This window comes from Streptomyces sp. WMMB 714 (genome assembly GCF_900090125.1).
GTDB classification, from domain to species: Bacteria; Actinomycetota; Actinomycetes; order Streptomycetales; family Streptomycetaceae; genus Streptomyces; species Streptomyces daqingensis.
Map to the genome: position 1 here is coordinate 235,331 of NZ_FMHJ01000005.1, position 25,353 is coordinate 260,683.

At 72.8% G+C, this 25,353-nt stretch carries 18 protein-coding genes; 9 read left to right on the top strand and 9 right to left on the bottom strand.

Features of this window, described 5'->3' with window-relative positions:
* Positions 1-24: 24 nt before the first annotated feature.
* The 8 genes from H181DRAFT_RS11195 to H181DRAFT_RS11230 form a co-directional block, all read right to left on the bottom strand.
* Complete coding sequence (locus H181DRAFT_RS11195) at positions 25-1,545, bottom strand: ADP-ribosylglycohydrolase family protein (RefSeq protein WP_078895662.1); 1,521 nt, start codon at positions 1,543-1,545, stop codon at positions 25-27.
* Positions 1,545-2,687 carry an ADP-ribosylglycohydrolase family protein gene (locus H181DRAFT_RS11200; protein WP_045864194.1) on the bottom strand — a complete coding sequence of 381 codons (1,143 nt, stop codon included), beginning with the start codon at positions 2,685-2,687 and terminating at the stop codon, positions 1,545-1,547. The genes H181DRAFT_RS11195 and H181DRAFT_RS11200 overlap by 1 nt, the downstream gene beginning before the upstream one ends.
* Positions 2,684-3,958 carry an ADP-ribosylglycohydrolase family protein gene (locus H181DRAFT_RS11205; protein ID WP_052708545.1) on the bottom strand — a complete coding sequence of 425 codons (1,275 nt, stop codon included), beginning with the start codon at positions 3,956-3,958 and terminating at the stop codon, positions 2,684-2,686. The genes H181DRAFT_RS11200 and H181DRAFT_RS11205 overlap by 4 nt, the downstream gene beginning before the upstream one ends.
* Positions 3,955-4,935, bottom strand: a complete 981-nt coding sequence (locus H181DRAFT_RS11210) for an ADP-ribosylglycohydrolase family protein (RefSeq protein WP_045864195.1) — start codon at positions 4,933-4,935, stop codon at positions 3,955-3,957. The genes H181DRAFT_RS11205 and H181DRAFT_RS11210 overlap by 4 nt, the downstream gene beginning before the upstream one ends.
* Positions 4,936-5,101: 166 nt before the next feature.
* Positions 5,102-6,409: an extracellular solute-binding protein gene (locus H181DRAFT_RS11215; RefSeq protein WP_045864196.1), complete on the bottom strand. Its 1,308-nt coding sequence runs from the start codon at positions 6,407-6,409 to the stop codon at positions 5,102-5,104.
* Complete coding sequence (locus tag H181DRAFT_RS11220; RefSeq protein ID WP_045864197.1) at positions 6,409-7,248, bottom strand: carbohydrate ABC transporter permease; 840 nt, start codon at positions 7,246-7,248, stop codon at positions 6,409-6,411. Before H181DRAFT_RS11220 ends, H181DRAFT_RS11215 begins: the two co-directional genes overlap by 1 nt.
* A complete protein-coding gene (locus tag H181DRAFT_RS11225; protein WP_045864198.1) occupies positions 7,245-8,201 on the bottom strand; it encodes a carbohydrate ABC transporter permease in 957 nt (318 codons plus the stop codon). The genes H181DRAFT_RS11220 and H181DRAFT_RS11225 overlap by 4 nt, the downstream gene beginning before the upstream one ends.
* Positions 8,198-9,241 carry a LacI family DNA-binding transcriptional regulator gene (locus tag H181DRAFT_RS11230; RefSeq protein WP_254666789.1) on the bottom strand — a complete coding sequence of 348 codons (1,044 nt, stop codon included), beginning with the start codon at positions 9,239-9,241 and terminating at the stop codon, positions 8,198-8,200. Before H181DRAFT_RS11230 ends, H181DRAFT_RS11225 begins: the two co-directional genes overlap by 4 nt.
* Positions 9,242-9,560: 319 nt before the next feature.
* Here H181DRAFT_RS11230 and H181DRAFT_RS11235 point away from each other — a divergent pair, with 319 nt between their 5' ends.
* The 5 genes from H181DRAFT_RS11235 to H181DRAFT_RS11255 all read left to right on the top strand — a co-directional run bounded on the left by H181DRAFT_RS11235 (position 9,561) and on the right by H181DRAFT_RS11255 (position 18,987).
* Positions 9,561-10,385, top strand: a complete 825-nt coding sequence (locus H181DRAFT_RS11235; RefSeq protein WP_254666790.1) for a VIT1/CCC1 transporter family protein — start codon at positions 9,561-9,563, stop codon at positions 10,383-10,385.
* A 553-nt stretch (positions 10,386-10,938) separates the two neighbouring features.
* The gene (gene gltB, locus H181DRAFT_RS11240; RefSeq protein WP_254666791.1) at positions 10,939-15,546 is read left to right on the top strand and encodes a glutamate synthase large subunit; all 4,608 of its coding nucleotides are present in this window, start codon (positions 10,939-10,941) and stop codon (positions 15,544-15,546) included.
* Positions 15,539-17,068: a glutamate synthase subunit beta gene (locus H181DRAFT_RS11245; protein ID WP_045864200.1), complete on the top strand. Its 1,530-nt coding sequence runs from the start codon at positions 15,539-15,541 to the stop codon at positions 17,066-17,068. Before gltB ends, H181DRAFT_RS11245 begins: the two co-directional genes overlap by 8 nt.
* A gap of 197 nt (positions 17,069-17,265) precedes the next feature.
* The gene (locus H181DRAFT_RS11250; protein WP_368073263.1) at positions 17,266-18,096 is read left to right on the top strand and encodes an AfsR/SARP family transcriptional regulator; all 831 of its coding nucleotides are present in this window, start codon (positions 17,266-17,268) and stop codon (positions 18,094-18,096) included.
* Positions 18,097-18,198: 102 nt separating this feature from the next.
* Positions 18,199-18,987 carry a thioesterase II family protein gene (locus tag H181DRAFT_RS11255; protein WP_074467827.1) on the top strand — a complete coding sequence of 263 codons (789 nt, stop codon included), beginning with the start codon at positions 18,199-18,201 and terminating at the stop codon, positions 18,985-18,987.
* A gap of 167 nt (positions 18,988-19,154) precedes the next feature.
* Here H181DRAFT_RS11255 and H181DRAFT_RS11260 read toward each other — a convergent pair whose 3' ends face one another.
* Positions 19,155-20,717 (bottom strand): MFS transporter, encoded by a 1,563-nt coding sequence (locus tag H181DRAFT_RS11260; RefSeq protein ID WP_052708546.1) that lies wholly within the window; start codon positions 20,715-20,717, stop codon positions 19,155-19,157.
* Positions 20,718-20,978: 261 nt separating this feature from the next.
* Between H181DRAFT_RS11260 and H181DRAFT_RS11265 the strand changes: the two genes are divergently transcribed.
* Genes H181DRAFT_RS11265 through H181DRAFT_RS11280 form a run of 4 tightly spaced genes read left to right on the top strand, consistent with a single transcriptional unit; the run spans position 20,979 to position 25,154 of the window.
* The gene (locus tag H181DRAFT_RS11265; protein WP_368073264.1) at positions 20,979-22,046 is read left to right on the top strand and encodes a 3-oxoacyl-[acyl-carrier-protein] synthase III C-terminal domain-containing protein; all 1,068 of its coding nucleotides are present in this window, start codon (positions 20,979-20,981) and stop codon (positions 22,044-22,046) included.
* Complete coding sequence (locus tag H181DRAFT_RS11270; RefSeq protein ID WP_045864410.1) at positions 22,043-23,602, top strand: class I adenylate-forming enzyme family protein; 1,560 nt, start codon at positions 22,043-22,045, stop codon at positions 23,600-23,602. Before H181DRAFT_RS11265 ends, H181DRAFT_RS11270 begins: the two co-directional genes overlap by 4 nt.
* Complete coding sequence (locus H181DRAFT_RS11275) at positions 23,592-24,875, top strand: type III PLP-dependent enzyme domain-containing protein (protein WP_045864203.1); 1,284 nt, start codon at positions 23,592-23,594, stop codon at positions 24,873-24,875. The genes H181DRAFT_RS11270 and H181DRAFT_RS11275 overlap by 11 nt, the downstream gene beginning before the upstream one ends.
* Positions 24,876-24,881: 6 nt before the next feature.
* Positions 24,882-25,154 (top strand): acyl carrier protein, encoded by a 273-nt coding sequence (locus tag H181DRAFT_RS11280; RefSeq protein WP_045864204.1) that lies wholly within the window; start codon positions 24,882-24,884, stop codon positions 25,152-25,154.
* The last annotated feature ends 199 nt before the right edge of the window (positions 25,155-25,353 follow it).

The window sequence follows — 25,353 nt, forward strand, 5'->3', positions numbered from 1 at the left end:
CCGGACGGGCTGGGGTGGTCGGAGTCACGGTGCTGACGTCTCCTGTCGTTCGGGGGTTGCCGGCTCGTTCTCGGGTACGGGGCGGGAGGCGTGCGGCGGAGCGGCCGCGGCGCGCGTTCCGTCCGGTCGGCGGGCCAGGGACGCGGTGATCCGGGCCAGGGTGTCGAAGCCGGCGCCGTCGAAGCCGGCGACTGTCGTGGACAGCCGGTTCTTCAGCGGCGCCGTCCAGCGGGAGGGCAGCGCGCCGGGTGAGCCGGCGAGGAGTCCGGCGACGCAGCCGGCTGTGGCGCCGTTGGAGTCGGTGTCCCAACCGCCGCTGACCGCACGGCAGATGGAGCCGGTGAAGTCGCCGTCGGCGTGGGTGAGTGCGGCTGCCAGCAGCGCCGCGTTGGGAAGGACGTGCACCCAGTGGTAGTGCCCGTAGACCTCGCGGAGCCGGTCGACGACGCCCTCGAACCCGGCGGCGGTGCCGGAGGGTTCGGCCAGCGCCGTCTCGATTCCGAACGTCACGGCGCGGGCCAGGCGGGAGCGCTCCGGGACGACGCGCAGCCCCGTGCGCAGGCAGCCGAGGACGTCGGGGGTGCCGCCCGTCGCCGCGGCGACGGTGGCGGCGACGAACATCGCCCCGTAGACGCCGTTGGCCGTGTGGCTCAACGTGGCGTCGCGCCACGCCTGTTCGGCCGCCTCCGCGGGGTCGCCCGGGTTGGTCCAGCCGTGGACGTCGGCGCGGATCTGCGCACCGATCCACTCCCGGAACGGGTTGTGCCGCCTCGCGGTGTCCGGAGGTTCCAGGCCGTCGAGGAGGTTGCGGTACGCCACACGCTCGGCGGTGAACGTACGGCCGGCGGGCAGCTCGTCCAGCCAGAGGCGGGCGACGTCGGCGGTGGTGAAGCCGCGGCCGTGACGCTGGAGCAGAAGCAGCCCGAGCAGCGGGTAGTTGAGGTCGTCGTCCTCGGGCATCCCGTCGATGTTCTCGGCCAGCGACGTGGGGGCGCTGCGGCGGTTCCACGGCCAGCGTGTCGCGACCTCGGCCGGGAGCCCTTCCTGCGTGAACCAGCCGTCGAGCGGCCAGTTGCCCGTGGAGCGGGCGAGTTCGCGGATGCCGGCCAGCGGCAGCTTCTCCACGGGCTTGCCCAGCAGGCAGCCCGCGGCGCGGCCGAGCCAGCCGGCCTCCAGCCGGGCCGTGAGGCCGCCGCCTGCCGTGGGAGCCGCCGCGGTGTCCCGTTCGGGGCGGGCGGGCCAGGCGGGGCATGCGGCCCGTACGGCCTCCGCGTCGTCCGGTTCGTCGGCAGCCAACGCCGAGGGGAGCAGGGCGAGTTCGTCGAGGAGTCGCAGGGCGAGCGTGCGCAGCGCTGGGTCGGCGGGGGCGGCCGAGGCGCCTGCCCGTACGGGTGCGGGGGAGCCGCCCGCCGCGCGCCAGGTCCGTTCGACAGCGGCCGTCTCGGAGCCCTCCTCGGCCGCCTGCCGCAGTTCGTGGCCGACGAGGTCCTCGGGCTGCACCCAGGTGAGGCGCAGCGGAGCACCGAGGGCGGGGGAGCCGGGCATCACGCCTCCACGAGGGCGGCGAACGCGGCCTCGTGGGCGCGCCGCCGCTCCAGGTCGCGGGCGAAGACCTCGCGGGTCACCTCGGAGAGGGACGCGGCCGGTGCGTGGAGATCGAGCCTGCTGGCGGCGGCCACCTCCTCGCTCCATTCGGCGGGGACGGCGTCGCCGCCGTACAGGGCGCCGACGATCGCGCCGCTCATCGTGGCGATGGAGTCGCAGTCGCGCCCGTAGTTGACCGAACCCAGGACCGTATGGCGGAAGTCGCCGCCGCCGACCAGCAACATCCCCAGTGCGACGGGCAGTTCCTCGATGGAGTGCAGCCGTGAGGGGCGCCGGGCGCCGAGGGACGGCTTGCGGTACTCGGGGCCGACGGTGTCGAAGGGCGAGACGGCCTCCCGGAGGGGTTTCAGGGCGCTCTCGAAGTCGCTGTGCTGGGCGGCGACTTCGCACACCGCCTCGATGGCGTCGCGGGTCCCGTCCTTCGCCAGGGACAGCGCCGCGTCGACGACGGTGCGCACTGTCGCTCCGGGCGCGTACGCCGCCGCGACGGCCGCGGCGAAGACACCGGCGGCCTCCCGTCCGTACGAGGACTGGTGCGCGCCCGCCACGTCCAGCGCCTCGGCGTAGGCGCCGGCGGGATTCCCGGCGTTGACCGCGCCGACCGGCGCCATGTACATCGTGGCCCCGCAGTTGACGATGTTCCCGACGCCCGCCTCGCGCGGGTCGACGTGGCCGTAGTGCAGCCGCGCGACGATCCACTTCTCCGCGAGGAAGATGCGCTGCAACGGCAGTGCCTCTGCCTCCAGTTCGGGGATCCAGCGGGGGTTGGAGATGAGGTCGGGCACCAGGTGGTCGGCGACGGCGTAGGCGTCGAGGTGGTCGCGCACCTTCCCGTAGACCCGGACCAGGGCGTGCGTCATCAGGGTGTCGTCGGTGACGTGTCCGTCGCCCTTGTGGTACGGGGCGATGGGACGGGCGTGGCGCCAGTCCTCGTGGAAGGGGCCGACGACGCCCTGCACCCGGCCGCCGTGCCTCTCCACGATCTGCTCCGGCGTCCAGCCCTCCACCGGGCCGCCGAGTGCGTCACCGACGGCTGCCCCGACCAGGCAGCCGGTGATGCGTGCGTCGAGCGTGGGCGTCATGTGTGGCTCACTCCTTGACCGGATGTGCCTTCCGGCGTGGTCAGTTCGGTAGAGGCGAGGGCTTCGGCGAGGTCGACGAGGTCGGTCCCGGCGAAGTGCGGGAGCGCGCAGCCCGACAGCGTCCGGCAGGCGGAGCGCCAGCTCTCGGGGATGCCGGCGCCGCCGGTGAGCGCTCCCGTCAGCGCGCCCGCGAGCGCGGGCGCGGAGTCGGCGACCCGCGAGAGGCAGGCGGCGGCGGGCACGGCCTCCGCGACGGAGCCGTTGCCCGCGACGGCGAGGGCGAGTGCGACGGGGACCGTCTCGGCCGCCGCGATGCCGTAGCTGTAGATGTGGTCGACGATCTCGTGCTCGAGGACGGGTACGAGCGCGAACGCGCTGCCGGGCGCGGCCCGTTCGGCGACCGCGTTGCGCGCCAGGCGCACCGCGTGCCGCGCGTTGCGGCGGATCTCGGTGCCCGACGGAAGCTGCGAGAGCGCCGAGGCCACGCAGGTGTCGACGTCCGCGCCGCCCAGGGCGTCGGCGATCGCGGCGGCCATGGCCCGTGCGCCGTGGACCCCGTCGCCGTCCTGCGTGTAGCGGGCATCGCACTCGGCGAGCTCCGCGGCGGCCGCCGGGTTGCCCGGATGGACCGCGGCCAGCACCGACGCGCGTACGCATGCCGCGTCGTCGAAGAAGTGCGGGTTGTCGTGGCCGGTCGCCGGTGGCCGCAGGCCGGTGGCCAGATTGCCGAGTCCGGCGCGTACGGAGATGCGGGCACGCAGCGGCAGCACCGCGGACTCCACCTCGGGGGCCCGCACGGCGGCGGCGGCGACCTCGCTCGCCAGCTCGGTCCAGGCGAGGTCGACGGCCGCCCGCATCCGCCGGTCGCGGCCGAGGTCGCTGAGCAGCGCGCCCGCGGCGGTCAGTACGGAGTGGGCGGTGAAGGCAGCCCATTCGGCGTCGTCGGACGGGCCGAGACGCAGCGGCTCCGGCGGCTGGTTGAGCGCGATCGGCACCGGCAGCGTCGTGGTGGCGTTCTGCTCGGCGAAGGTGTCGAGCTCCCGCGTCAGCCGCCGCGTCCACTCCGGCATGCGGGACGCGCGGTGCCGTGCGGCGGGCCAGCCGGCGGCGTCGCCGGCGGCGATGCCCAGCAGCAGTCCCTCGATGCGGCGCGGGTCTCCGCCGGCTGCCGCGGCGGTCCCGTCGGCGGGGCCGGTCTCCGTCGCGTCCGCTTCGGGTGCTGCGGGGCGCGCCGCGCCGGCCTTGACCGTCTCGACGTCCGTCCTGCTCATGAGCCGGCCTCTTCGCGCTCCGGGTCGCCAGGGGGCGTGAGCAACTCGGCGACGTCCACGACGTGGTAGCCCGCCATCGAGGGCAGGCAGCTGCCCCGTGCGGGCCCGATGGCCGCCGACCACTCCCGCGGCACCGCACCTGCGCCGCCGAGCGCTCCGGCGAGCGCCCCCGCCACGGCGGCCGTCGTGTCGGCGTCGCGGCCCATGTTGACGGCCGTGAGGACCGACTCCCGGAAGTCGCCCCGTGCGACGGCGAACGCGCCGAACGCCAGCCCCACGGCCTCCGGTGCGAGGTCCATCCACGGGTAGCCGCCGATGACGACCGCCGAGCGGACCGCTCTCTCCCGTTCCAGCCGTGAGGCGCCGTGGTCGAGGCGGGCCCGCAGAGCGGTGGAGACCGCCCGCCGCAGCGAGCGTGCCGTCCAGGAGTCCTCGGGGACGACGGAGAGCGCGGCCGCGATCACCGCGTCGGTGCTCCGTCCGACCATCGCCGCCGCGACGCCCGCCGCCACGGCCTGGCCGCCGTAGATGCCCTCCCCCTCGTGGCTCACGGTGCCGTCGAGGGCCACGAGCCGGGCCGCCTCGGCGGGGCGTCCGGCCGCGTAGATGCCGAAGGGAGCGGCGCGCATGGCCAGTCCGTCGCTCCACGCGTGCCTGTGCTGGGCGGAGATGGGCGCGGCCAGGCCGCGGCGGAGGTTCTCCAGGGTGCCCCGTTCGCTGAACCCGGCACCCCGGAAGGGACCTTCGTCGAGGTTGGCGATGAGCCGGTGCCAGGCGTCCTCGACGTGCGCGAGGGTCAGATCCGAGCCGTGTTCGGCGAGGAGAAGGCCCGAGAAGATGGCGTACTCGGTGTCGTCGGTCCCCGCCGGGTCCTCCTCGACGAAGCCCTCGATGCGGCCCCAGCGCTGCCTGATCTGGGACGGCTTCATGTTCTCGGCGGGCGCGCCCAGCGCGTCGCCGACGGCGAGCCCGAGCATCCCTCCCCTCGCCCGCTCGCGCAGCTCCCCGCCGCCGGGCGGGGCGGCACGGGGGACGGTGCGGAGCCGGGGGCGGACGGAGGTGCGGGGGAGGGGGAGAGGGTCCGGGGGTGAGGCGGACAGTGCGCTCATGGTGCGTGCCGTTCTGTGCTGTGGTGCTGGTCGCTCAGCGCTGGTAGCGGGCGAGGATGCGGTTTCCGTCCTCGACGAGCTTGTCGCGGAGGGTGCTGAGGCTGATGCTGCCGCCGTAGTACTCCTGCAGGGCGGGGGTGGCGACCTTGTCCTTCCATTCGGGGTAGCCGCGCACGCCGAGGACGGGGGAGGCCCGCAGGTCGGAGGCGATGCGCAGGCCCGTGCTCCAGCCGTGTTCGCCGGTGTTCAGCGCGGGTTCCCGCAGCGCGTCGCGGCCGGTGGGCACCAGCCAGTCGCCCTCGGCGAGACGGGCCATGTGGCGGGGCCGAGTCATGAAGGCGATGAACGCCATGGCTGTCTTCTTGCGCTTGGTGTCCTGCGAGATGGACAGGGTCTGCGGACTGACACCCTGGAGTTGTCCCCCGCCGGGGGCGCCGCTTCCGGCGGGCATCGGCAGCGTCACCCATTCGAATCCGCCGGGGGCCTGCTGCTGCACCTGCTGCCGGAAGGAGAAGTTGAGCGGGACGATCGCGTACCTGCCGGCGAAGAACCCGGGCAGCGTGTCCGACCCGGCCATGCCCAGAGTGCTCTGCGCGGCCGTGCGGTCCTCGTGCACCTGGCGGTGGATCAGCTCGACGACGTGCGAGTCGGCCCGGTCGAAGCGGATGACGTCCTTGCCGCCCTCGCGGTGGAAGATCGCGCCGCCGGTGGTCAGGGCCAGGTTCACGGACTGGTTGACCGGTTCCTTCATCGACCAGGCGACACCGTAGGTGCGCCCGCGCGTCAGCTCCCTGGCGACGTCCTCGAACTCCGCCCAGCTCCAGGGGCGTTGCGCCGTGGGCATGCGTGCGCCGGACTTCTCCAGCAGCTCGCGGTTGGCGATCAGCACGCGCGGCTCCTGCAGGAACGGCACGCCGTAGACGCCTCCGGCGAAGCTCACCATGTCCCAACTGGCGCCCGGTATCTGCTTCTCGAGGCTCGCGGGCAGCAGGTCGCCCAGGTCGGCGAGGTAGCCGCCGTGCGCGAAGTCGGTGAGGTCGTTGGCCTCGTCGTGGATGATGTCCGGCGCCGCACCGCCCTCGAAGGACGTCAGGAGCTGGTCGTGGACGTTGTCCCAGGAGCCCTGGACGTAGCGGACCTGCGCCGAGCGGGGGTTGGCCTTGTTCCATTCGGCGACGAGCGCCTTGTTGACCTCGATGGACTCCTTCTGCCAGGCCAGGCTCAGATAGTCCAGCGGTCCGGAGTCGCCGCCGGAGCCGCTGCCGCAGCCGCCGAGCAGGGTGGCGGCGCCCGTGGCAGCGGCGGCCGCCGCCGTGGTGGTGAGGAAGTCGCGCCTGCGCATCAGCCCTTCACCGCCCCGCTCATGATGCCGCTGACCAGGCGCCGCTGGAGCAGGGCGAAGAAGAGGAGGCTGGGGAGGGTCGCCATGACGGCCGCTGCCGCGAGCGGCCCGAGGTCGGCCGCGCCCTCGGCGCCGATGAAGTGGGTCAGGATCACGGACATCGTCTGCTTCTCCGGGGACTTGAGGAGGACCAGGGCGAAGAAGAACTCGTTCCAGGCGGTGACGAAGGAGAACATCACCGTCGCGACCAGGCCCGGCGTGAGCAGCGGGAAGACCACGCTGACCAGCGTCCTGAAGCGCCCGCAGCCGTCGATCGCGGCGGCCTCCTCCAGCGACGCCGGCACGGCCCGTACGTAGCCCTGGAGCATCCACAGGGCGAAGGGCAGGTTCCACACGACGTACACGAGGACCAGCCCGGTCAGGGAGTTGATGAGGTGGAAGCCCTTGAGGACCATGAACAGCGGGATGATGACCAGCACGAACGGGAACATCTGGCTGACCAGGATCCAGCCCGTCGCCGCCTTCGAGACGGGGGAGCGGTAGCGGACCATCGCGTACGCCGCGGGCACCGCGACCGCGACCGAGACCGCCGCCGCGCAGCCCGCCACGATCAGGCTGTTGAGCGCGGAGCGTGCGAGCGGCTGCTGCTCGAACGCGGCGGTGAAGCTGTCCAGGGACGGGTGCCGCGGCAGCCATGACGGGTCCACCGACCCCAGTTCCTGGGGGGACTTCAGCGCCGTGGAGAGCAGCCAGAAGAGCGGGAAGGCCAGGAAGACCAGGTAGCAGACCAGGGCCAGGTACTGGCCGGTGCGGGCCAGGGCCCCTCGTGTCGGGTTCACCGGTCGTCCCCCTTCAGGCGGTTGCGCAGGAAGATCGTCAGCAGTACGGCGACGACGGCGACCATCACCAGGCCCATCGCGGCGGCGTAGCCGAACTGCCCGTAGCGGAAGGCCTCTTCGTAGGCGAAGAGCATCGGCAGCCGGGTGGCGCCTCCCGGTCCGCCGCCGGTCAGCACGTACACCAGGCCGAAGGAGTTGAAGTTCCAGATGAAGTTGAGCGCGGTGATGGAGAGCACGACGGGCTTCAGCGCCGGCCACGTCACCTTGGTGAAGCGGCGCCACACGCCCGCCCCGTCGATCGCGGCCGCCTCGTGCAGCTCGTGCGGGACGTTCTGGAGCCCGGCCAGCAGCACCACCGTCGTCTGCGGCATCCCGGCCCACACGCCCACCACGATCACCGCGGGCAGCGCCAGAGAGACTCCCGCGAGCCAGTCGACGTTCTCGGAGATCAGGTGCAGGTCGCTGAGCGTGGCGTTCAGGATGCCCGCGTCCTGGTGGTAGACCAGCCGCCACATGATGCCGATGACGACCTCGGGCATCGCCCACGGCACGAGCGCGAGCGTTCGGGCCAGCCACCGGAACCGCAGGTTCTGGTTGAGCAGGACGGCCAGCCCCAGGGCGAGCACGAACTGCAGGGCGGTCACGCACACCGCCCACACCAGGCCGATCTTGAAGGAGCTCCAGAAGAGCGAGTCGAACCGGAGGTCGGTGAGGTTGTCGGCGCCGATGAACTTGGTGACCTCCGTACGGCCCGACTGCGCGTCGGTGAAGGCCAGGGACACCCCGTAGAGCAGCGGCCCCGCGCTCAGCAGCAGGATCGGCAGCAGCGCGGGCAGCAGCAGGAACCACGCGTCGCGGTCCAGGCCGAGTGCCTGCTTGCGGGCCGCGGGCGACCGCGGAGGCGGGGTGCCGCGGTGCGGCGGCTTCGCCGTGGCGGGGGCGGTCGTGCTCATTCGGTCACCTCGGCTGTGTGGGAGGAGGCGCGTACGACAAGACGGGGCGTGACGGTGCGCACGCGGGCCGGGGCGGGTTCCGAGGAGCCTGCCGACTCCTCGGAGATCCGCTCCAGGAGCATCCGCGCCGCGATCCGCCCGCGTTCGGCGGAGCCCAGGTCGACGCTGCTCAGCGGCGGCCAGCCGGCGCGCACCAGGGCCGTGTCGTCCATGCCGACGACGGCCACGTCCCCGGGGATGCGCAGCTCGCGGCTGTGCAGGGCCTGCGCCGCGCCCAGTGCGAGCTGGTCGTTGGCGCAGAAGAAGGCGTCGACGCCGGGGACGGTGTCCAGCAGCCGGTGCGCGGCCGCCGAGCCCGCTTCGACGGTGAAGTCCGTGGTCTCCACCAGTGCGGGGTCGGCCGGAACGCCGCAGCCGGTCAGGGCCTGGTGGTATCCGCGCTGCCGGTTGCGGCCGGGCACGGTGTCGGCGGGGCCGTTGACGAAGGCGATCCGTCGGCGCCCCGTCTCCACGAGGTGGCGTACGGCCAGCTCGGCGCCGGTGACGGAGTCGGCACGGACGCTGTCGACCGGGACGCCGTCGGGGAGGGAGCCGATCACGACGACGGGTCTGGCAGCCGTGCTCAGCGCTTCGATGTGCTCCGGCGTGATGCGGATGGGGCAGAGGATCAGGCCGTCGCTCGTACGGTCCGCGAGGCTGCGCAGCACGGCCAGCTCGTCCTCGACGACGGCGTCAGTCGAATGCAGGAGCAGGCGGTATCCGGCTTCCTTCGCGATCGTCTGGATCTGCCTGACCATGGCGACGTAGACGGGGTTGCCGATGTCCTGCATGGCGAAGGTCAGCTGCATGGACCGGCCGCCCTTGAGGGAGCGGGCCACGGCGTTGGGCACGTAGCCGACCTCCGCCGCCGCCCGCTCCACCTTGCGGACGGTGTCGGGCCGTCCGCCGCGTCCGTTCAGCACGCGTGAGACCGAGGCGATGGAGACGCCCGCGCGTTCGGCGATCGTCTCGACGGTGGGTGGCCCGCCTGTCGTCACCACGAGAACCGCCCTCCGCAGGCCGGGCCGGGGCCCGGAGACTGGAAACGTTTACAGATCGCACCTCGGCCGCCCTGGGCAGGGAGAGCGATGTGAGTGACAGGAATGTTGCGCGCAGGCGTCCGGGGCGTCAATCCCCTGTGACCCGGATCTCACCGGCGGGCCGCATTCCGGAAGGCGGCGGATCCCGGGGCGCGCCCGGCGACGCGACGGAGGGTCCGGGCGTCGTGACGGGGCGGGTGGCTCGGCTCTGACCAGGTAAGTTCGGCCTGCCTTGCTGGCGGGGGCGGCCGCTTCGCGCATACCTTCGAAGACCTGGACGGTGGCGCCGCTGGTGGCGCCGCCGCTGTGCGGGAGCGAGGCGGAAGCGGCGGTCATGGAGCAGGAGGCAGCGCCGGGGGCCGAGGAGCGGACCGGACGCCTGCGCCGCAGCGGCCACCCCGGCCGGAGCGGCCCCGACATCAACCACACGCACCGGGACGTGAGCGGGGGCTGGCTGCGCCCCACCGTCTTCGGCGCCATGGACGGGCTGGTCTCCAACCTCGGCCTGGTCGCCGGCGTGGCGGGCAGCTCGGCGTCCTCGCAGACCATCGCGGTCTCCGGGCTGGCGGGCCTCGTGGCCGGGGCCTTCTCGATGGCCGCCGGCGAGTACACCTCCGTCGCCTCGCAGCGTGAGCTGGTGCAGGCGGAGCTGGAGGTGGAGCGCGGCGAGCTGCGGCGCCATCCCGAGGAGGAGGTGCGGGAGCTCGCGGCGGTCTACGAGTCGCGCGGCGTGGAGCGCCGGCTGGCCATGGAGGTGGCCCGGCAGCTCCACAGGGATCCGGAGCAGGCGCTGGAGACGCACGCCCGCGAGGAGCTGGGCGTCGACCCCTCCGGGCTGCCGTCGCCCATGGTCGCCGCCGTCTCCTCGTTCCTGTCCTTCTCGGCCGGCGCGATCCTGCCCGTCCTGCCGTATCTCGTGGGCGCCACGTCGCTCTGGTACGCCGTGGTGCTGGCGCTGGCCGGGCTCTTCGCCTGCGGTGCGGTCGTGGCCCGGGTGACCGCGCGGCAGTGGTGGTTCAGCGGGCTGCGGCAGCTGGCGCTCGGCGCCGCCGCGGCCGCTGTGACTTACGGCCTGGGAGTGGCTTTCGGGACGGCGGTGGGGTGACTATGGGGAGGGAGAAGCGGCTGCCCAGGGCCTGTCCGGCACATGGCGCCGTCCGCCGCAGGCGGGTGCTCGCGGCGGATGGTACGTGCAGCCCCGAGGTGGAGGATCGCCCTCGTCGTGGGCTGCTCGGCCGATGCGACAACGCCGGGGATGTGCGTGCCACTCGTCGCGAGCAAGGCGCGGTGTGCCGGACAGGGCCTGGCGGAGTCCTCTCGTCCGATCTTCTTGTTACCAGGCGGTTTCGAGCCGCCGGGGTTCGGGCAGAAGCGAGGAGCCCGCGGGCAATGAAGCTCGCACCGGGCACGAGCAAGACGTCCCTGCGCAGGGGCCACCCACGCCCCCACCGCAGGTTCCGGGGACCGGCCTGCCGTATATCGCCATGTGGTCACCGGGTCCACACTTCGAGATGGCACGCTCTTTTTTCAGGGTGTGGTCCATCATGTAACCTTCACGGAAATTTGCTCTGCAGAGGGCCAACGTCGTCCCTCGGCACTCGCTCCCGCCCGGTCCCCATCCGGCGGAGCCACTAGCCACGACGACGACGGGAGAGCCGATGCGTGCAGCGTTTCAGGCGGCCCACCCTGCCAAGCAGGGGATGTACGACCCCCGGCACGAGCACGACGCCTGCGGTGTCGGCTTCGTGGCGACGCTCACCGGGGTACCCAGCCACGACCTGGTCGAACAGGGGCTGACCGTACTGCGCAACCTGGAGCACCGCGGCGCGACCGGAGCGGACCCCGAGACGGGCGACGGCGCGGGCCTGCTGGTCCAGGTCCCCGACGCCTTCCTGCGGGAGACCGCCGGCTTCCCACTCCCCGAGGCCGGCGCCTACGCCGTGGGCATCGCCTTCCTGCCCGGGGACGAGACGGAGGCCGCCACCGCCGTCTCGCAGATCGAGACGCTGGCGTCCGAGGAGGGGCTCGACGTCCTCGGCTGGCGTGAGGTGCCGGTCGCCCCGGGGCTGCTCGGCCCCGGCGCCCGGGCGACGATGCCCCACTTCCGTCAGCTGTTCGTCAAGGACGCCGCTGAGGACGGCGCCGCCCGCACCGGCATCGCTCTGGACCGGCTGGCCTTCGTGCTGCGCAAGCGCGCGGAGCGGGAGGCCGGCGTCTACTTCCCGTCGCTGTCCTCGCGCACCATCGTCTACAAGGGCATGCTGACGACGGGGCAGCTGGAACCTTTCTTCCCTGACCTGTCCGACCGCCGCTTCGCCAGCGCCATCGCGCTGGTGCACTCCCGGTTCTCCACCAACACCTTCCCGAGCTGGCCGCTGGCGCACCCGTACCGCTTCGTCGCGCACAACGGCGAGATCAACACGGTGCAGGGCAACCGCAACTGGATGCGGGCGCGGGAGTCGCAGCTGCGGTCCGACCTGTTCGGCAAGGGCCCCGACAACAGGACGGCGCTGGAGCGGATCTTCCCGCTGAACACCCCCGGCGCCTCCGACTCCGCGACCTTCGACGAGGTGCTGGAGCTGCTCCACCTCGGCGGACGCTCCCTGCCGCACTCGGTGCTGATGATGGTGCCCGAGGCGTGGGAGAGCCCCGAGTCCAAGGAGGCCATGAACCCCGCACGCCGGGCGTTCTACCAGTACCACTCCACGATGATGGAGCCCTGGGACGGCCCTGCCTGCGTCACCTTCACCGACGGCACCCAGGTCGGCGCCGTCCTCGACCGCAACGGCCTGCGCCCCGGCCGCTACTGGGTCACGGACGACGGTCTCGTCGTGCTCGGCTCCGAGGTCGGCGTGCTGGACATCGACCCCGCCCGCATCGTGCGCAAGGGGCGGCTGCAGCCCGGCCGGATGTTCCTCGTGGACACCTCCGAGCGCCGCATCATCGAGGACGACGAGATCAAGGAGCAGCTCGCCTCCGAGCAGCCGTACGAGGAGTGGCTGGAGGCCGGGCTGATCGACCTCGCGGACCTGCCCGAGCGTGAGCACATCGTCCACACGCACGCCTCCGTCACCCGCCGGCAGCAGACCTTCGGCTACACCGAGGAGGAGCTGCGCGTCCTGCTCGCGCCGATGGCCAAGAGCGGCGCGGAGCCGATCGGTTCGATGGGCACGGACTCCCCGATCGCCGCGCTCTCCGAGCGGCCGCGCCTGATCTTCGACTACTTCACCCAGCTCTTCGCGCAGGTCACCAACCCGCCGCTGGACGCCATCCGCGAGGAGATGGTCACCTCGCTGCACTCGTCGCTCGGCCCGCAGGGCAACCTGCTGGACCCGACGGCGGCCTCCTGCCGCAGCGTGACGCTGCCCTTCCCGGTGATCGACAACGACGAGCTGGCCAAGCTCATCCACATCAACGCCGACGGCGACCTGCCGGGCTTCAAGTCGACGACGCTCTCCGGGCTCTACCGCGTCCACGACGGCGGCCGGGGCCTGGCGGACCGGCTCAGGGAGATCTGCGTGGAGGCCGACGCCGCCATCGAGGCGGGCGCCCGGCTGATCGTCCTCTCCGACCGCCACTCCGACGCCGAGCACGCCCCGATCCCGTCGCTGCTGCTGACCTCGGCGGTCCACCACCACCTCATCCGCACCAAGCAGCGCACCCAGGTGGGCCTGCTGGTCGAGGCGGGCGACGTGCGCGAGGTGCACCACGTCGCGCTGCTCATCGGCTACGGCGCGGCGGCCGTCAACCCGTACCTGGCCATGGAGACCGTCGAGGACCTGGTGCGGGCCGGGACCTTCCTGCCCGGCGACATGCCGGCCGAGGACGCCATCCGCAACCTCATCAAGGCCCTCGGCAAGGGCGTGCTGAAGGTGATGTCCAAGATGGGCATCTCCACCGTCGCCTCCTACCGCGGAGCGCAGGTCTTCGAGGCGGTCGGCCTCGACGAGTCGTTCGTCGACACCTACTTCCACGGGACGACGACGAAGATCGGCGGCGCGGACCTGGAGGTCGTCGCCAAGGAGGTCGCCGCCCGGCACGCCAAGGCCTACCCGGCCACGGGCATCGCCCCGGCGCACCGCGCCCTCGACATCGGCGGTGAGTACCAGTGGCGCCGCGAGGGTGAGCCGCACCTGTTCGACCCGGACACGGTCTTCAGGCTGCAGCACTCCACGCGCGCCCGCCGCTACGACATCTTCAAGCAGTACACGCAGCGCGTGGACGAGCAGTCCGAGCGCCTGATGACGCTGCGCGGGCTGTTCAAGCTGAAGAACGACCGCCCCTCGATCCCCATCGAGGAGGTCGAGCCCGTCAGCGAGATCGTCAAGCGCTTCTCGACCGGCGCCATGTCCTACGGCTCCATCTCGCAGGAGGCGCACGAGACGCTCGCCGTCGCCATGAACCAGCTCGGCGGCAAGTCCAACACCGGCGAGGGCGGCGAGGACCCGGACCGGCTGTACGACCCGGCCCGGCGCAGTGCGATCAAGCAGGTCGCGTCCGGCCGGTTCGGCGTCACCAGCGAGTACCTCGTCAACTCCGACGACATCCAGATCAAGATGGCGCAGGGCGCCAAGCCCGGCGAGGGCGGCCAGCTGCCCGGCCACAAGGTCTACCCGTGGGTCGCCAGGACGCGGCACTCGACGCCGGGCGTCGGCCTCATCTCGCCGCCCCCGCACCACGACATCTACTCCATCGAGGACCTCGCCCAGCTCATCCACGACCTGAAGAACGCCAACCCCCGGGCGCGCATCCACGTCAAGCTGGTCTCGGAGGTCGGCGTCGGCACCGTCGCCGCCGGCGTCTCCAAGGCCCACGCCGACGTGGTCCTCATCTCCGGGCACGACGGCGGTACGGGCGCCTCGCCGCTGACCTCGCTGAAGCACGCGGGCGGCCCCTGGGAGCTGGGACTGGCCGAGACGCAGCAGACACTGCTGCTCAACGGGCTGCGCGACCGGATCGTCGTGCAGACGGACGGGCAGCTCAAGACGGGCCGCGACGTGGTCGTCGCCGCGCTCCTCGGCGCCGAGGAGTTCGGCTTCGCGACCGCCCCGCTGGTGGTCTCCGGCTGCGTCATGATGCGCGTGTGCCACCTGGACACCTGCCCGGTCGGCATCGCCACGCAGAACCCGGTGCTGCGCGAGCGCTACAACGGCAAGGCCGAATTCGTCGTGAACTACTTCCGGTTCATCGCCGAGGAGGTCCGTGAACTCCTGGCCGAACTGGGCTTCCGCACGCTGGACGAGGCAGTCGGCCACGCCGAACTCCTCGACGTCAGCCGCGCCGTGGACCACTGGAAGGCCCAGGGCCTGGACCTTGAGCCGCTGCTGCACGTGCCCGACCTGCCGGACGGCGCGGTGCGCCACCAGGCCGTCGAGCAGGACCACGGACTGACGAAGGCGCTCGACAACCAGCTGATCAAGCTCGCCGCCGACGCGCTGAACGCGGACAGCGCCACCTCGGCGCAGCCGGTGCGGGGCCAGATGGCGATCCGCAACATCAACCGGACCGTGGGCACGATGCTCGGGCACGAGGTGACGAAGAAGTTCGGCGGCGCGGGCCTGCCCGACGACACCGTCGACATCACCTTCACCGGCTCCGCCGGCCAGTCCTTCGGCGCGTTCGTACCGCGCGGCGTGACGCTGCGGCTGGAGGGCGACGCCAACGACTACGTCGGCAAGGGGCTCTCCGGCGGCCGGCTGATCGTCCGCCCGGACAGGAGCGCGGACCACCTCGCCGAGTTCTCGACGATCGCCGGCAACACCCTCGCCTACGGCGCCACCGGCGGCGAGATGTTCCTCCGCGGGCGCGTGGGCGAGCGCTTCTGCGTCCGCAACTCCGGCGCCGTGGTCGTCTCCGAGGGGGTCGGCGACCACGGCTGCGAGTACATGACGGGCGGCGCCGCCGTCGTCCTCGGCGGTACCGGGCGCAACTTCGGCGCCGGCATGTCCGGGGGCGTCGCCTACGTCGTCGACCTCGACCCGGCGAACGTCAACGCCGGTCTGCGCGAGGCCGTCTTCGGCCCCGGCGAGTGGGACGCCGAGGACGGCGAGTGGCTGCACGACGTGGTGCGCCGCCACCACCAGGAGACCGGCTCCACCGTGGCCGCCGCGCTGCTCGCGGACTGGGACGCGGCGCTGACGCGTTTCAGCAAGGTCATCCCTGCCACTTACCAGGCTGTGCTCGCCGCCAAGGACGCCGCCGAGCGAGCCGGACTCAGCGAGTCCGAGACCCACGAGAAGATGATGGAGGCGGCGACCAATGGCTGATCCCAAGGGCTTCCTGAACACCGGCCGCGAGGTCGCGCAGTCCCGTCCGGTCGAGGAGCGGGTGAAGGACTGGAACGAGGTCTACGTTCCGGGTTCGCTGCTGCCGATCGTCAGCAAGCAGGCCGGGCGCTGCATGGACTGCGGCATCCCGTTCTGCCACCAGGGCTGCCCCCTGGGCAACCTCATCCCCGAGTGGAACGACTACGCCTACCGCGAGGACTGGGGCGCCGCCATCGAGCGGCTGCACGCCACGAACAACTTCCCCGAGTTCACGGGGCGGCTGTGCCCCGCGCCGTGCGAGTCGGCGTGCGTGCTGGGCATCAACCAGCCGCCGGTGACCATCAAGAACGTCGAGGTCACCATCATCGACAAGGCGTGGGACAACGGCCACGTCACCCCGCAGCCCCCCGAGCGGCTGTCGGGCAAGACGGTGGCCGTCATCGGCTCGGGCCCGGCGGGGCTCGCGGCGGCCCAGCAGCTGACGCGGGCGGGGCACACAGCCGTCGTCTACGAGCGCGCCGACCGGCTCGGCGGGCTGCTGCGCTACGGCATCCCCGAGTTCAAGATGGAGAAGCGGCACATCAACCGGCGTATCGAGCAGATGCGCGCGGAGGGCACCAAGTTCCGCACCGAGGTGGAGATCGGCCGCGACGTCGACGCGAAGAAGCTGCTCAAGCGGCACGACGCGGTCGTCATCGCCGCGGGAGCCACCACGGCACGCGACCTGAAGGTGCCGGGACGCGAACTGAACGGCGTGCACCAGGCGATGGAGTACCTGCCGCTGTCCAACAAGGTGCAGGAGGGCGACCTGACGGTCTCCCCGATCAGCGCCGAGGGCAAGCACGTCGTCGTCATCGGCGGCGGCGACACCGGCGCCGACTGCGTCGGTACGGCCCACCGGCAGGGCGCCGCCTCCGTCACCCAGCTCGAGATCATGCCGAAGCCGGGCGAGGAGCGCTCCGAGAACCAGCCGTGGCCGACGTTCCCCATGCTGTACAAGGTCACCTCGGCGCACGAGGAGACCATCGCGCTGAATCGCCTTCGTGACGGCGGTGACCCCGGGGAGGGACCCTCCTCGCCGAAGGCGGGCGAGGAGGGACGGGTCTACTCCGTCAACACCACCCACTTCGAGGGCGACGAGAACGGCGACGTCCAGTGGCTGCACCTGGTCGAGGTCGAGATGAAGGACGGGAAGCCGGAGCAGAAGCCCGGCACCGAGCGGAAGATCCCCGCCCAGTTGGTCACCCTCGCCATGGGGTTCACCGGCGTCGACCGCGACAACGGCCTCGTCGAGCAGTTCGGCGTCGAGCTGGACGACCGCGGCAACGTCGCGCGTGACTCCGACTACGCGACCAACGTGGACGGCGTGTTCGTCGCCGGTGACGCGGGGCGCGGCCAGTCCCTCATCGTGTGGGCCATCGCCGAAGGCCGTTCGGCCGCGAAGGGTGTGGACCGCTACCTGACGGGTACCAGCGCCCTGCCGTCTCCCATCGCGCCGACGGACCGCGCCCTGGCGGTCTGATCCGCGCACCACACGTCCGCGGTGCCCGCCCCACACCCGACCGGGGGCCGGGCACCGCGGCGCTGCGCGCGTGCCCCGGCCGTCACAGGTCGGAGACATTCCGGACATGAAAATCTCACCCTCCGGAACCTCCCTGGTTCACGCCACTCTCATGCGTCGCTAACTGTCGGCTGAAACCGGTTCCTGCCACTGTCGCCGTGAGACAAGTGGAAGAGAGCGGGGGAGAGATGGACATCGGAATCCTCGGGCCCCTCGTCGTGCGGGTGGACGGCACTTCCGTGGTCCCCAGCGCGGCCAAGCCCCGGCAGGTCCTGGCTCTGCTCGCGGCCAACGCCGGCCAGCAGACCAGCACGGAGACGATCGCGCAGGAACTGTGGGGAAGCAGCCCGCCCAGCAACCCCTCCGGCGTCGTGCAGACCTACGTCAAGCAGCTCCGGCGCGCCATCGCGGCGGCACTCGACCCGGCCGCCGGCCGCTCCGCGAAGGACGTGCTGCGGCGCGGCCACCACGGCTACCTGCTCGACATGCCCGGCACGGCCACCGACGCCCACGAGTTCGACCGGCTCGCGACTCGCGGCCTGCGCGCTCTCGTCGAGGGCGACGGCGCGGAGGCCTCACGCGCGCTCGAACAGGCGCTGGGCCTGTGGCGCGGCCCGGCCCTCGCCGACGTACGGACCGGCTCCGGCCTCGAAGTGGAGGCGCAGTGCCTGGAAGAGGCGCGGCGGGCGGCGCTGGACGGGCGGATCACGGCGGACCTGCGACTGGGCAGGCACGCCCAGCTGATCGGTGAACTGACGATGCTGACCGCCCGGTTCCCCCTCCAGGAGAGCCTCCACGCGCAGCTGATGGTGGCGCTCTACCGGTGCGGACGCTCCTCGCAGGCGCTGCACGTCTACCAGCGGATGCGCACCGCCCACATCGAGGAGCTGGGCATCGAACCCTCCCACCGGCTGCGGAAGTTGCACAGGGCCGTGCTGGACGCCGACCCGATGCTGGACTCCCCGGTGCCGAGTTTGGCCGCCTTTTAGCGGACCGCGGCAGGGTGGGTGCGCCGGCCGGGACGGCCGCTGTCTCGATGCCCCTCCGTCCCGGCCGGCGCACCGGCGAAGGACGAGCCCGAGGTGGAGCCCATGACCCGCTATCTGCCCCGCACGACCGAGGACGGCTCGGCACGGGACGGAGTCCGGCTGCTGTGCTTCCCGTACGCGGGCGGCGGTGCCTCCGCGTACGGGCGCTGGCAGCGGGGGCTCGACGCGCACGGCGCCGGCGTGCACGTGCTGCCCGTTCAGCTCCCCGGGCGTGAAGGGCGCGTCAACGAGGAGCGGTTCACCGCCCTGAAGGCGCTCGTCGACGACCTCGACGAGCAACTGGACGACGTGCTGTCCCGGCCGCACGTCTTCTACGGGCACAGCATGGGCGCGCTCATCGCCTGCACGCTGACGCTGCGCAGGCAGCAGCGCGGCGCTCCGCTGCCCCTCGCGCTGGTTCTCGGCGCGTACCGGGCGCCCCATCTGCCCGCCCCGACGGTGATCGGACCGGAGGCGGACGACGGGCAGTTGGCGCGGCGGCTCATCGAACTCGGCGGGATACCCGAGGCGTTGACGAAGTACCCGGACTTCCTGCGGGCGTTGCTGCCGGTGGCGCGGGACGACCTGCTGATGTGCCGCGACAGCGAGGTGAGCACGTACGGCCGGCTCCTCCAGGTGCCGCTGCATCTCTTCGCGGGACGGCGGGACCGGCTGGTGTCCGTGCCGGAGGTGGCCGCCTGGCGGCTGCACGCAGGCAGGGGGAGCGAGCTGCGGACGATGCCAGGCGGGCACTTCTTCCTGCGGGACGACGAGCCGCTGTTCCTGGGGGAGTTGAGCGCGGTGCTGCGCAGGTACGCGCAGAGCGTCGCCTGCGCGGGGGCGCCTGTCTGAGGGGCGGCGCGTTCAGCGTCTGACCGGCCGCCGTGTGCGAACGCACCCCGGCGGCCGTCCCGTTCCCGTACCCGGGCGCCCCCCTGAGAGGCCGGCTACCCACCCGGCGGCCCCCTTCCCCGGCCCACCGGCCCTCGGGGCGCGCCGTCGTGCGGCTTCGCCGCGGTTCACGCGTCGGAGAGGTCCCGCAGGGCGGGCACCGGTCCGGACGGCTCCTCGCTCCAGGCCGTCGGGCCGATGGACCGCTGCTTGGGCCGCCGGTGCCGGCCCGGAGTACGGGAACCCGGTACGAGGCGGTGCCTGCCCACCGGGTTGGAGCCCGGCAGCAGCGCGGCGGCCACGGCCGCGCCCGCGGCGACCACGCCCGCCGCGACGAGGAACCCGGACGAAGCCGCCTCCACGAAGGACTGCCGTGCCTCGCGCGAGGCCGGCGGGCCGGAGGCCTGCGAGCCGTACTGCCGGGCCAGGACGGTGCCGACCACCGCCACGCCCAGGGCGTTGCCCAGTTCCTGCATGGTGTCGTTGAGGGCGGCGGCGTTCCCGGAGCGTTCCGGCGGGACGAGCGTCATCACGGTGTCGGTGACGGGCGTCAGAGCGAGGCCGATGCCGAATCCGCTGAGCAGCAGCCCCGCCACGATGGGCAGGTAGCTGTCGGAGAACTGGCTGAGCGTCAGCATGCCCGCGGCGGCGCACACCAGTCCGCAGGCCACCCCGCCGTCCGTCCCGGCGAGGCGGGTGAGGGCGGTGGTGAGGGTGGAGCCGAGACCGACGCCCACGGCCAGCGGCGCGACCGCCAGCCCCGCCTTCAGCGGGCTGTAGCCCAGGGCGAACTGGAGCTGCTGCGTCAGCACGAAGAGGGTGCCGGCGAGTCCGAGGAAGAGCAGCATGCTGCCGGCGCTCGCCCCCAGGAACGCGGGCGTGCGCAGCAGGGCGAAGTTGACCATGGGGAAGGGGTGCTTGCGCTCCCAGGCGACGAACCCGGCGGCGCAGGCCCCGCACGCCGTGAGGGCGAGGAGTACCGGCGTGGACGTCCAGCCCTGGCCCGCCGCGTGGATCACCCCGTAGACGAGGGCCGTCATCGTCGCCGAACCCAGCAGCGCCCCGACCGGGTCGGCCGGGCGCGGCACCTTCTCGGAGGACTCCGGCAGGAGCCACATGCCCGCCGCGAGGACCACCAGCACGGGCGGCAGGTTGACCAGGAAGATCGAACCCCACCAGAAGCGGTCGACGAGCAGCCCGCCGACGATGGGGCCCGCGGCTACGCCGAGCGCCGAGGAGCTGCCCCACACGGCGATGGCGCGGGGCCGTTCGCGGGCGGGGAAGACGTCGACGAGGATCGCGAGCGTCCCGGGCATGACGAACGCGGCGGCCAGCCCCATCACGCACCGTGCGGCGACGAGCTGGACCGTCCCGTCGGCGGTCAGCGCCAGCAGCGAACCCACGCCGAAGCCGCACGTGCCGAGCAGCGTCGCCCGTTTGCGGCCGTACCGGTCCGAGAGCGTCCCCGCCGTCAGCAGGGCCGCCGCGAAGACCACCGCGTACCCGTCGACGATCCACTGCGTGGCGGAGATGCCGGTGCCCAGCTCCTGCATGATCTGCGGAATCGCTACGTTGAGCAGACCGTTGTTCAGGATGATCACGAACAGGGCCAGGGACAGCACCCCGAGCATCCACCAGCGTCGCGGGTCCGCTGCTTCGGCCGCCTCCTGCTCCTGCATCGACGTCCGCATCGGCGGGTTCCCTCCCTCGCTCGGCGTCACCTCGTCGCCGAGGCCGTGTGTGCGTCCGCGGCGTCATGGTGCGCGCCGGTGCTGAAGTCCCGCTTGCGGCGCGGTCCCCGTCCCGCCACGCGGTGTCTTTAGCCAGGCCAAAGCCGCGGCGCGGAACATCCCGGGGTGGTTCCCCAGGTGCCGTCGTGCGCAGATCCGACTCGTACCGGCCGGCGGAGCCGTCGACGAAATGGGAGGATCATGCGCTGGGAAGGCGTTTACGTGGCGGGCACGGGAGCACGGCTTCCCGAGCCGGTCCCGGCCCGGACCGCCGTGGAAGCCGGGCTGTACGACCCGGAGCAGGCCGCCGCCGACGACCTGGTCTCGGTGCGGGTGGCGAGCGAGGACACGGCACCGCCGGACATGGCGGTGGAGGCCGCGACGACCGCGCTGAAGCGTTCCGGGTTGGACGCCGAGGACGTGGAACTGCTGGTGCACACCTGCATCTGGTTCCAGGGCGTGGAGATGTGGCCCGCGGCGTCGTACGTCGCCGGGCACGCTCTGGGCAGGCACGTGCCCGCCTTCGGGATGCGGCAGGAGTGCAACGCGTGCCTCGGCGCGCTCGAACTGGCCGCGCGCCACGTGCAGTCGGGACCCGCGAACGCGGCGGCCATGGTCACCTCCGCCGACCGTTTCGGCGAGCCGCAGATCCAGCGCTGGAGCAGCGAACCCGGCTTCGTCTACGGGGACGGCGCCACCGCGCTGCTCCTCTCCCGGCGGGGCGGGTTCGCCCGGCTGCTCGCCACGGTCACCGGTGCCGACAACTCCCTCGAGGCGGTGCTGCGCGGAACGGGCTTCCGGCCGCGCCCGACGGAGGATCCCCTCGATCTGCCGGGCCGTGTCGAGCACTTCGTCAGGACCAGCAGCGGCGGGTTCCGCACGGCCACGGAGCGGGTGACCGCCGTCGTGCGCGAGGTCGTGGCGTCCGTGCTGCACGAGGCGGGCACCGATATGGACGGCATCGCGCGGATCGTCGTGCCCGCCAGCGGCCGCAGCCGGATGGACTGGCAGGTGCGGCAGATGCTGGGCGTCCCGCTGGAGAAGTCGACCTGGGACTTCGCGCGCCGGACCGGACACCTCGGCGCGGGCGACCAGTTCGCCGGATTCAACGACCTCGTCGAGACGGGCCAGGTGCGCGCGGGCGACAAGGTGCTGCTCGTGGGCGGCGGTTCGGGCTTCAGCTGCACGTGCGCCGTCGTGGAGATGACCGAGGACCCCCGGTGGGCGACGGAGGCGGGCGCGACGGCGGACAGGCGCGCGGCGAACGGCGACGGGGAGGTGGTGGCATGACCACCGCAGCCGACGTACCGGCCTTCGGGACCTTCCGCCCCTCCGGCACGGCCGACAACGCGGCCGACGCGATCCTGGCACGCGCGGTGGCCGACTCCCCGTCCGCGCCCGCGGTGCGCGACTGCGACGGCGTGTGGACGTACGCCGAACTCGACGCGGCCGCCCGCGACTTCGCCGCACGGCTCGACGCGCTCGGTGTCCGCCCCGGCGACCGGGTGCTCGTACGGGCGGGCAACGTGCGGGAGTTCACCGCGCTGCTGTACGGAACGTGGCGGCACGGCGCGGTGTTCGTGCCGATCAACCCCGCGATGGGCGCCTTCCACCTCCGGTCGGTGATCGCCGACGCCGAGCCGGCGCTGATCGTGGCGACCGCCGCGGAGCGGGAGGGCGTCGGGGAGTTCGCGTGGCCCGAGAGCATCCCCGTGCAGGTCGTCGAGGAACTCGGCCTGGCCACGGCGCCGGTGGCCGGGGCCCCGGCGGGCGGACCCGCCGGGCCGGTCCCCGCCGACCGGCTCGCGCTGCTGATCTACACCTCCGGAAGCACCGCCACGCCCAAGGGAGTCGCCTGCCCCCACGCCCAAGTGGCGTTCGCGGCACGCGCGGTGGCGGAACGGCTGCGGTACCGGGCGGACGACGTCGTGCTGACCGCCGTCCCGCTCTCCTTCGACTACGGCCTCTACCAGGTGCTGCTGTGCGCCCTGGCGGGTGCGGAACTGCTGCTCTCCGACGCGGACGGGCACGCCCGGCTGCTCGGCTACGCGCGCACCGGCGGTGCGACGGTCGTGCCGCTGGTGCCCTCCCTGGGGGAGATGCTCGTACGCCTCGCCGCCCGGGATCCGCGCCCCACCGCCGTGCGGCTGTTCACCAACACCGGCGCGGCGCTCAACCCGCCGCTCATCGCGGCGCTGCGCGAACGCTTCCCCGGTGCGCGGGTGGCGCCGATGTACGGCACGACCGAGTGCAAGCGCATCACCATCCTGGAGCCCGACGGCGACCTGGAGCGACCGGGCTCCGTCGGGCCCGCGCTGAGCGGGACCGAGGTGCTGATCCTCGACGGGGACGGCGAGCCCGTGCCGCCCCTGGACGTCGGGGAGATCGCGGTGCGCGGCCCCCACGTCATGGCCGGCTACTGGCGGGCACCGGAACCCACCGCGCAGCGCTTCCGCACCGCCGAGGACGGCACCGTCACCCTGCACACCGGCGACTACGGCTGGCTGGACGCCGACGGCCACCTGTACTTCCAGGGCCGCCGCGACGACCTGTTCAAGCGGCGCGGCACGCGGATGAGCGCCGTGGAGATCGAGGCCGCCGTGCTCGACATCGAGGGCGTCAGGGAGGCGGCGCTGCTCGTACCGGAGGACGGCCGCGACATGGTCCTCTTCGCCGTGGGCGAGGTCACCGACGAGGACGTGCTGCTGGGGCTGGCGGAACGCGTCGAGCAGGCGAAGGTGCCGGACGTGTGCCACATGCTGCCGGCCCTTCCGCTCACGCCGAACGGCAAGACCGACCGCAAGCTGCTCAAGGAGTACCTGAAGGAGGTCGTCGGTGGCCGCTGAGCACTCCGGGCTCTCCCCGGCGGCGGCGGAGGAACTCGCCGCCCGCTACGGCAGCCCGCTCTACGTCTACGAACTGGCCAGGGTGCGGGCGGCGTACGCCGACCTCACCGGCGCGCTGCCCTCGCCCAGCCGCCTCTACTACTCGCTCAAGGCCAACCCGCACCCCGACCTCGTGGCCGAGCTGCGCCGCTGCGGCGCCCGCGCGGAGGTGACCTCGCGCGGCGAGCTGGCCTCGGCGCTGGAAGCGGGCTGCCGCGCCGGCGAACTGCTCTACTCGGGCCCCGGCAAGACGCCGGGCGAGCTGGCCGAGGCCATGCACCGGGGCGTGCGGTCGTACTCGGCCGAGTCCTTCGGCGATCTGGAACGCATCGGCGCCGCCGCCTCCATGCTCGGCGTGACCGCCGGCTGCGTGCTGCGCATCAACGCGGCGGGTGCTCCGGGCAGCGCGGGCCTGCGGATGACGGGCAGCGCCTCGCAGTTCGGCTTCGACCTGGACACGCTGTCGGCCGCGCCGGACCGGCTGAAGGTGCCGGGAACACGCACCGTGGGGCTGCACTTCTTCCCGCTCACCAACGCCCGCGACGAGGAGAGCCTCCGAGCCGAGCTGGTGCAGAGCATCCGCACGGCCGCGCAGCTCCGCTCGTCGCTGGGGATCGAGCTGCAACTCGTCGACCTCGGCGGGGGGTTCGCCGCACCGTACGCCGTGCCGGGGGAGCGCCCCCGCTACACGGGGCTGCGGGAAGCGGTGAGCGAGGCGCTCGACGAGTGGCTGCCGGGCTGGCGCGAGGGCGCGCCCGTCGTGGCCTTCGAGTCGGGGCGCCATCTCGTGGGCGACAGCGGCCAGTTGCTGTGCACCGTCACCGACGTCAAGGACAGCCGGGGCACCCCGTACGCCGTACTCGACTCCGGCATCAACCACCTGGGCGGCCTCTCCGGGCTGGGGCGTCTGCTGCCGATGGCCGCCCGGCCGGTACGCCCGAGCGGGGAACCCGGACCCGAAGCGGTGCGCGCCACGTTGGCGGGCCCGCTCTGCACCCCGGCGGACGTGCTGGGACGAGGCGTCGAGATGCCGGGACTCGCCGCCGGTGAACTGATCGCCTTCCCCAACGTGGGCGCGTACGGCCTGACGGCGAGCCTTCTGGGTTTCCTCGGGCATCCCGCGCCCGCCGAAGTCGTCATGGACGGCGGCGAAGTCGTCACCGCCACCCGGCTCGCGCTGCGCCGGGAAGCGGCCGGAGCACCGGCCACCACACACCTGCCGTCAAGGAGCTGAGCTGACATGACCGATCGCTGCTGGGACGCGTCCTACGAGAAGCTGCTGAGGGGGGCCCTGCCGAGGCTCGCCGAGAGGGAGACCGTCTCACCGGACACGAGCCTGAAGTCCGTGGGACTCGACTCCCTCGCCATGGTCGAGGTGCTGGCCCTGGTCGAGAACGAGTACGGAATCACCATCCCCGACGAGGAGTTGAGCGCCGGAGTCTTCGACACGCCAGGCACCCTGTGGACCCTCGTCTCCGCACTGCGCGAGCAGCGCACGCCGGGCGGGGTTTGAGCGGGGAGCGGGGACGGAGGGGGCCGCGGCGCGGGGGACACCGGCGCCGCGGCCCCCTCGCCCAGTCCGCGCCCAGTTCTCGCCCAACCCTCGACCGGCCGGCCCCGGTGCGGCGGCAGCCGAGCTGTGGTGCGAGGGGCCGTCCGCAGACGTCCCGCCGGGCTTCAGCGGGGCTAAAGCACCCTCCGCGAGATTCGTC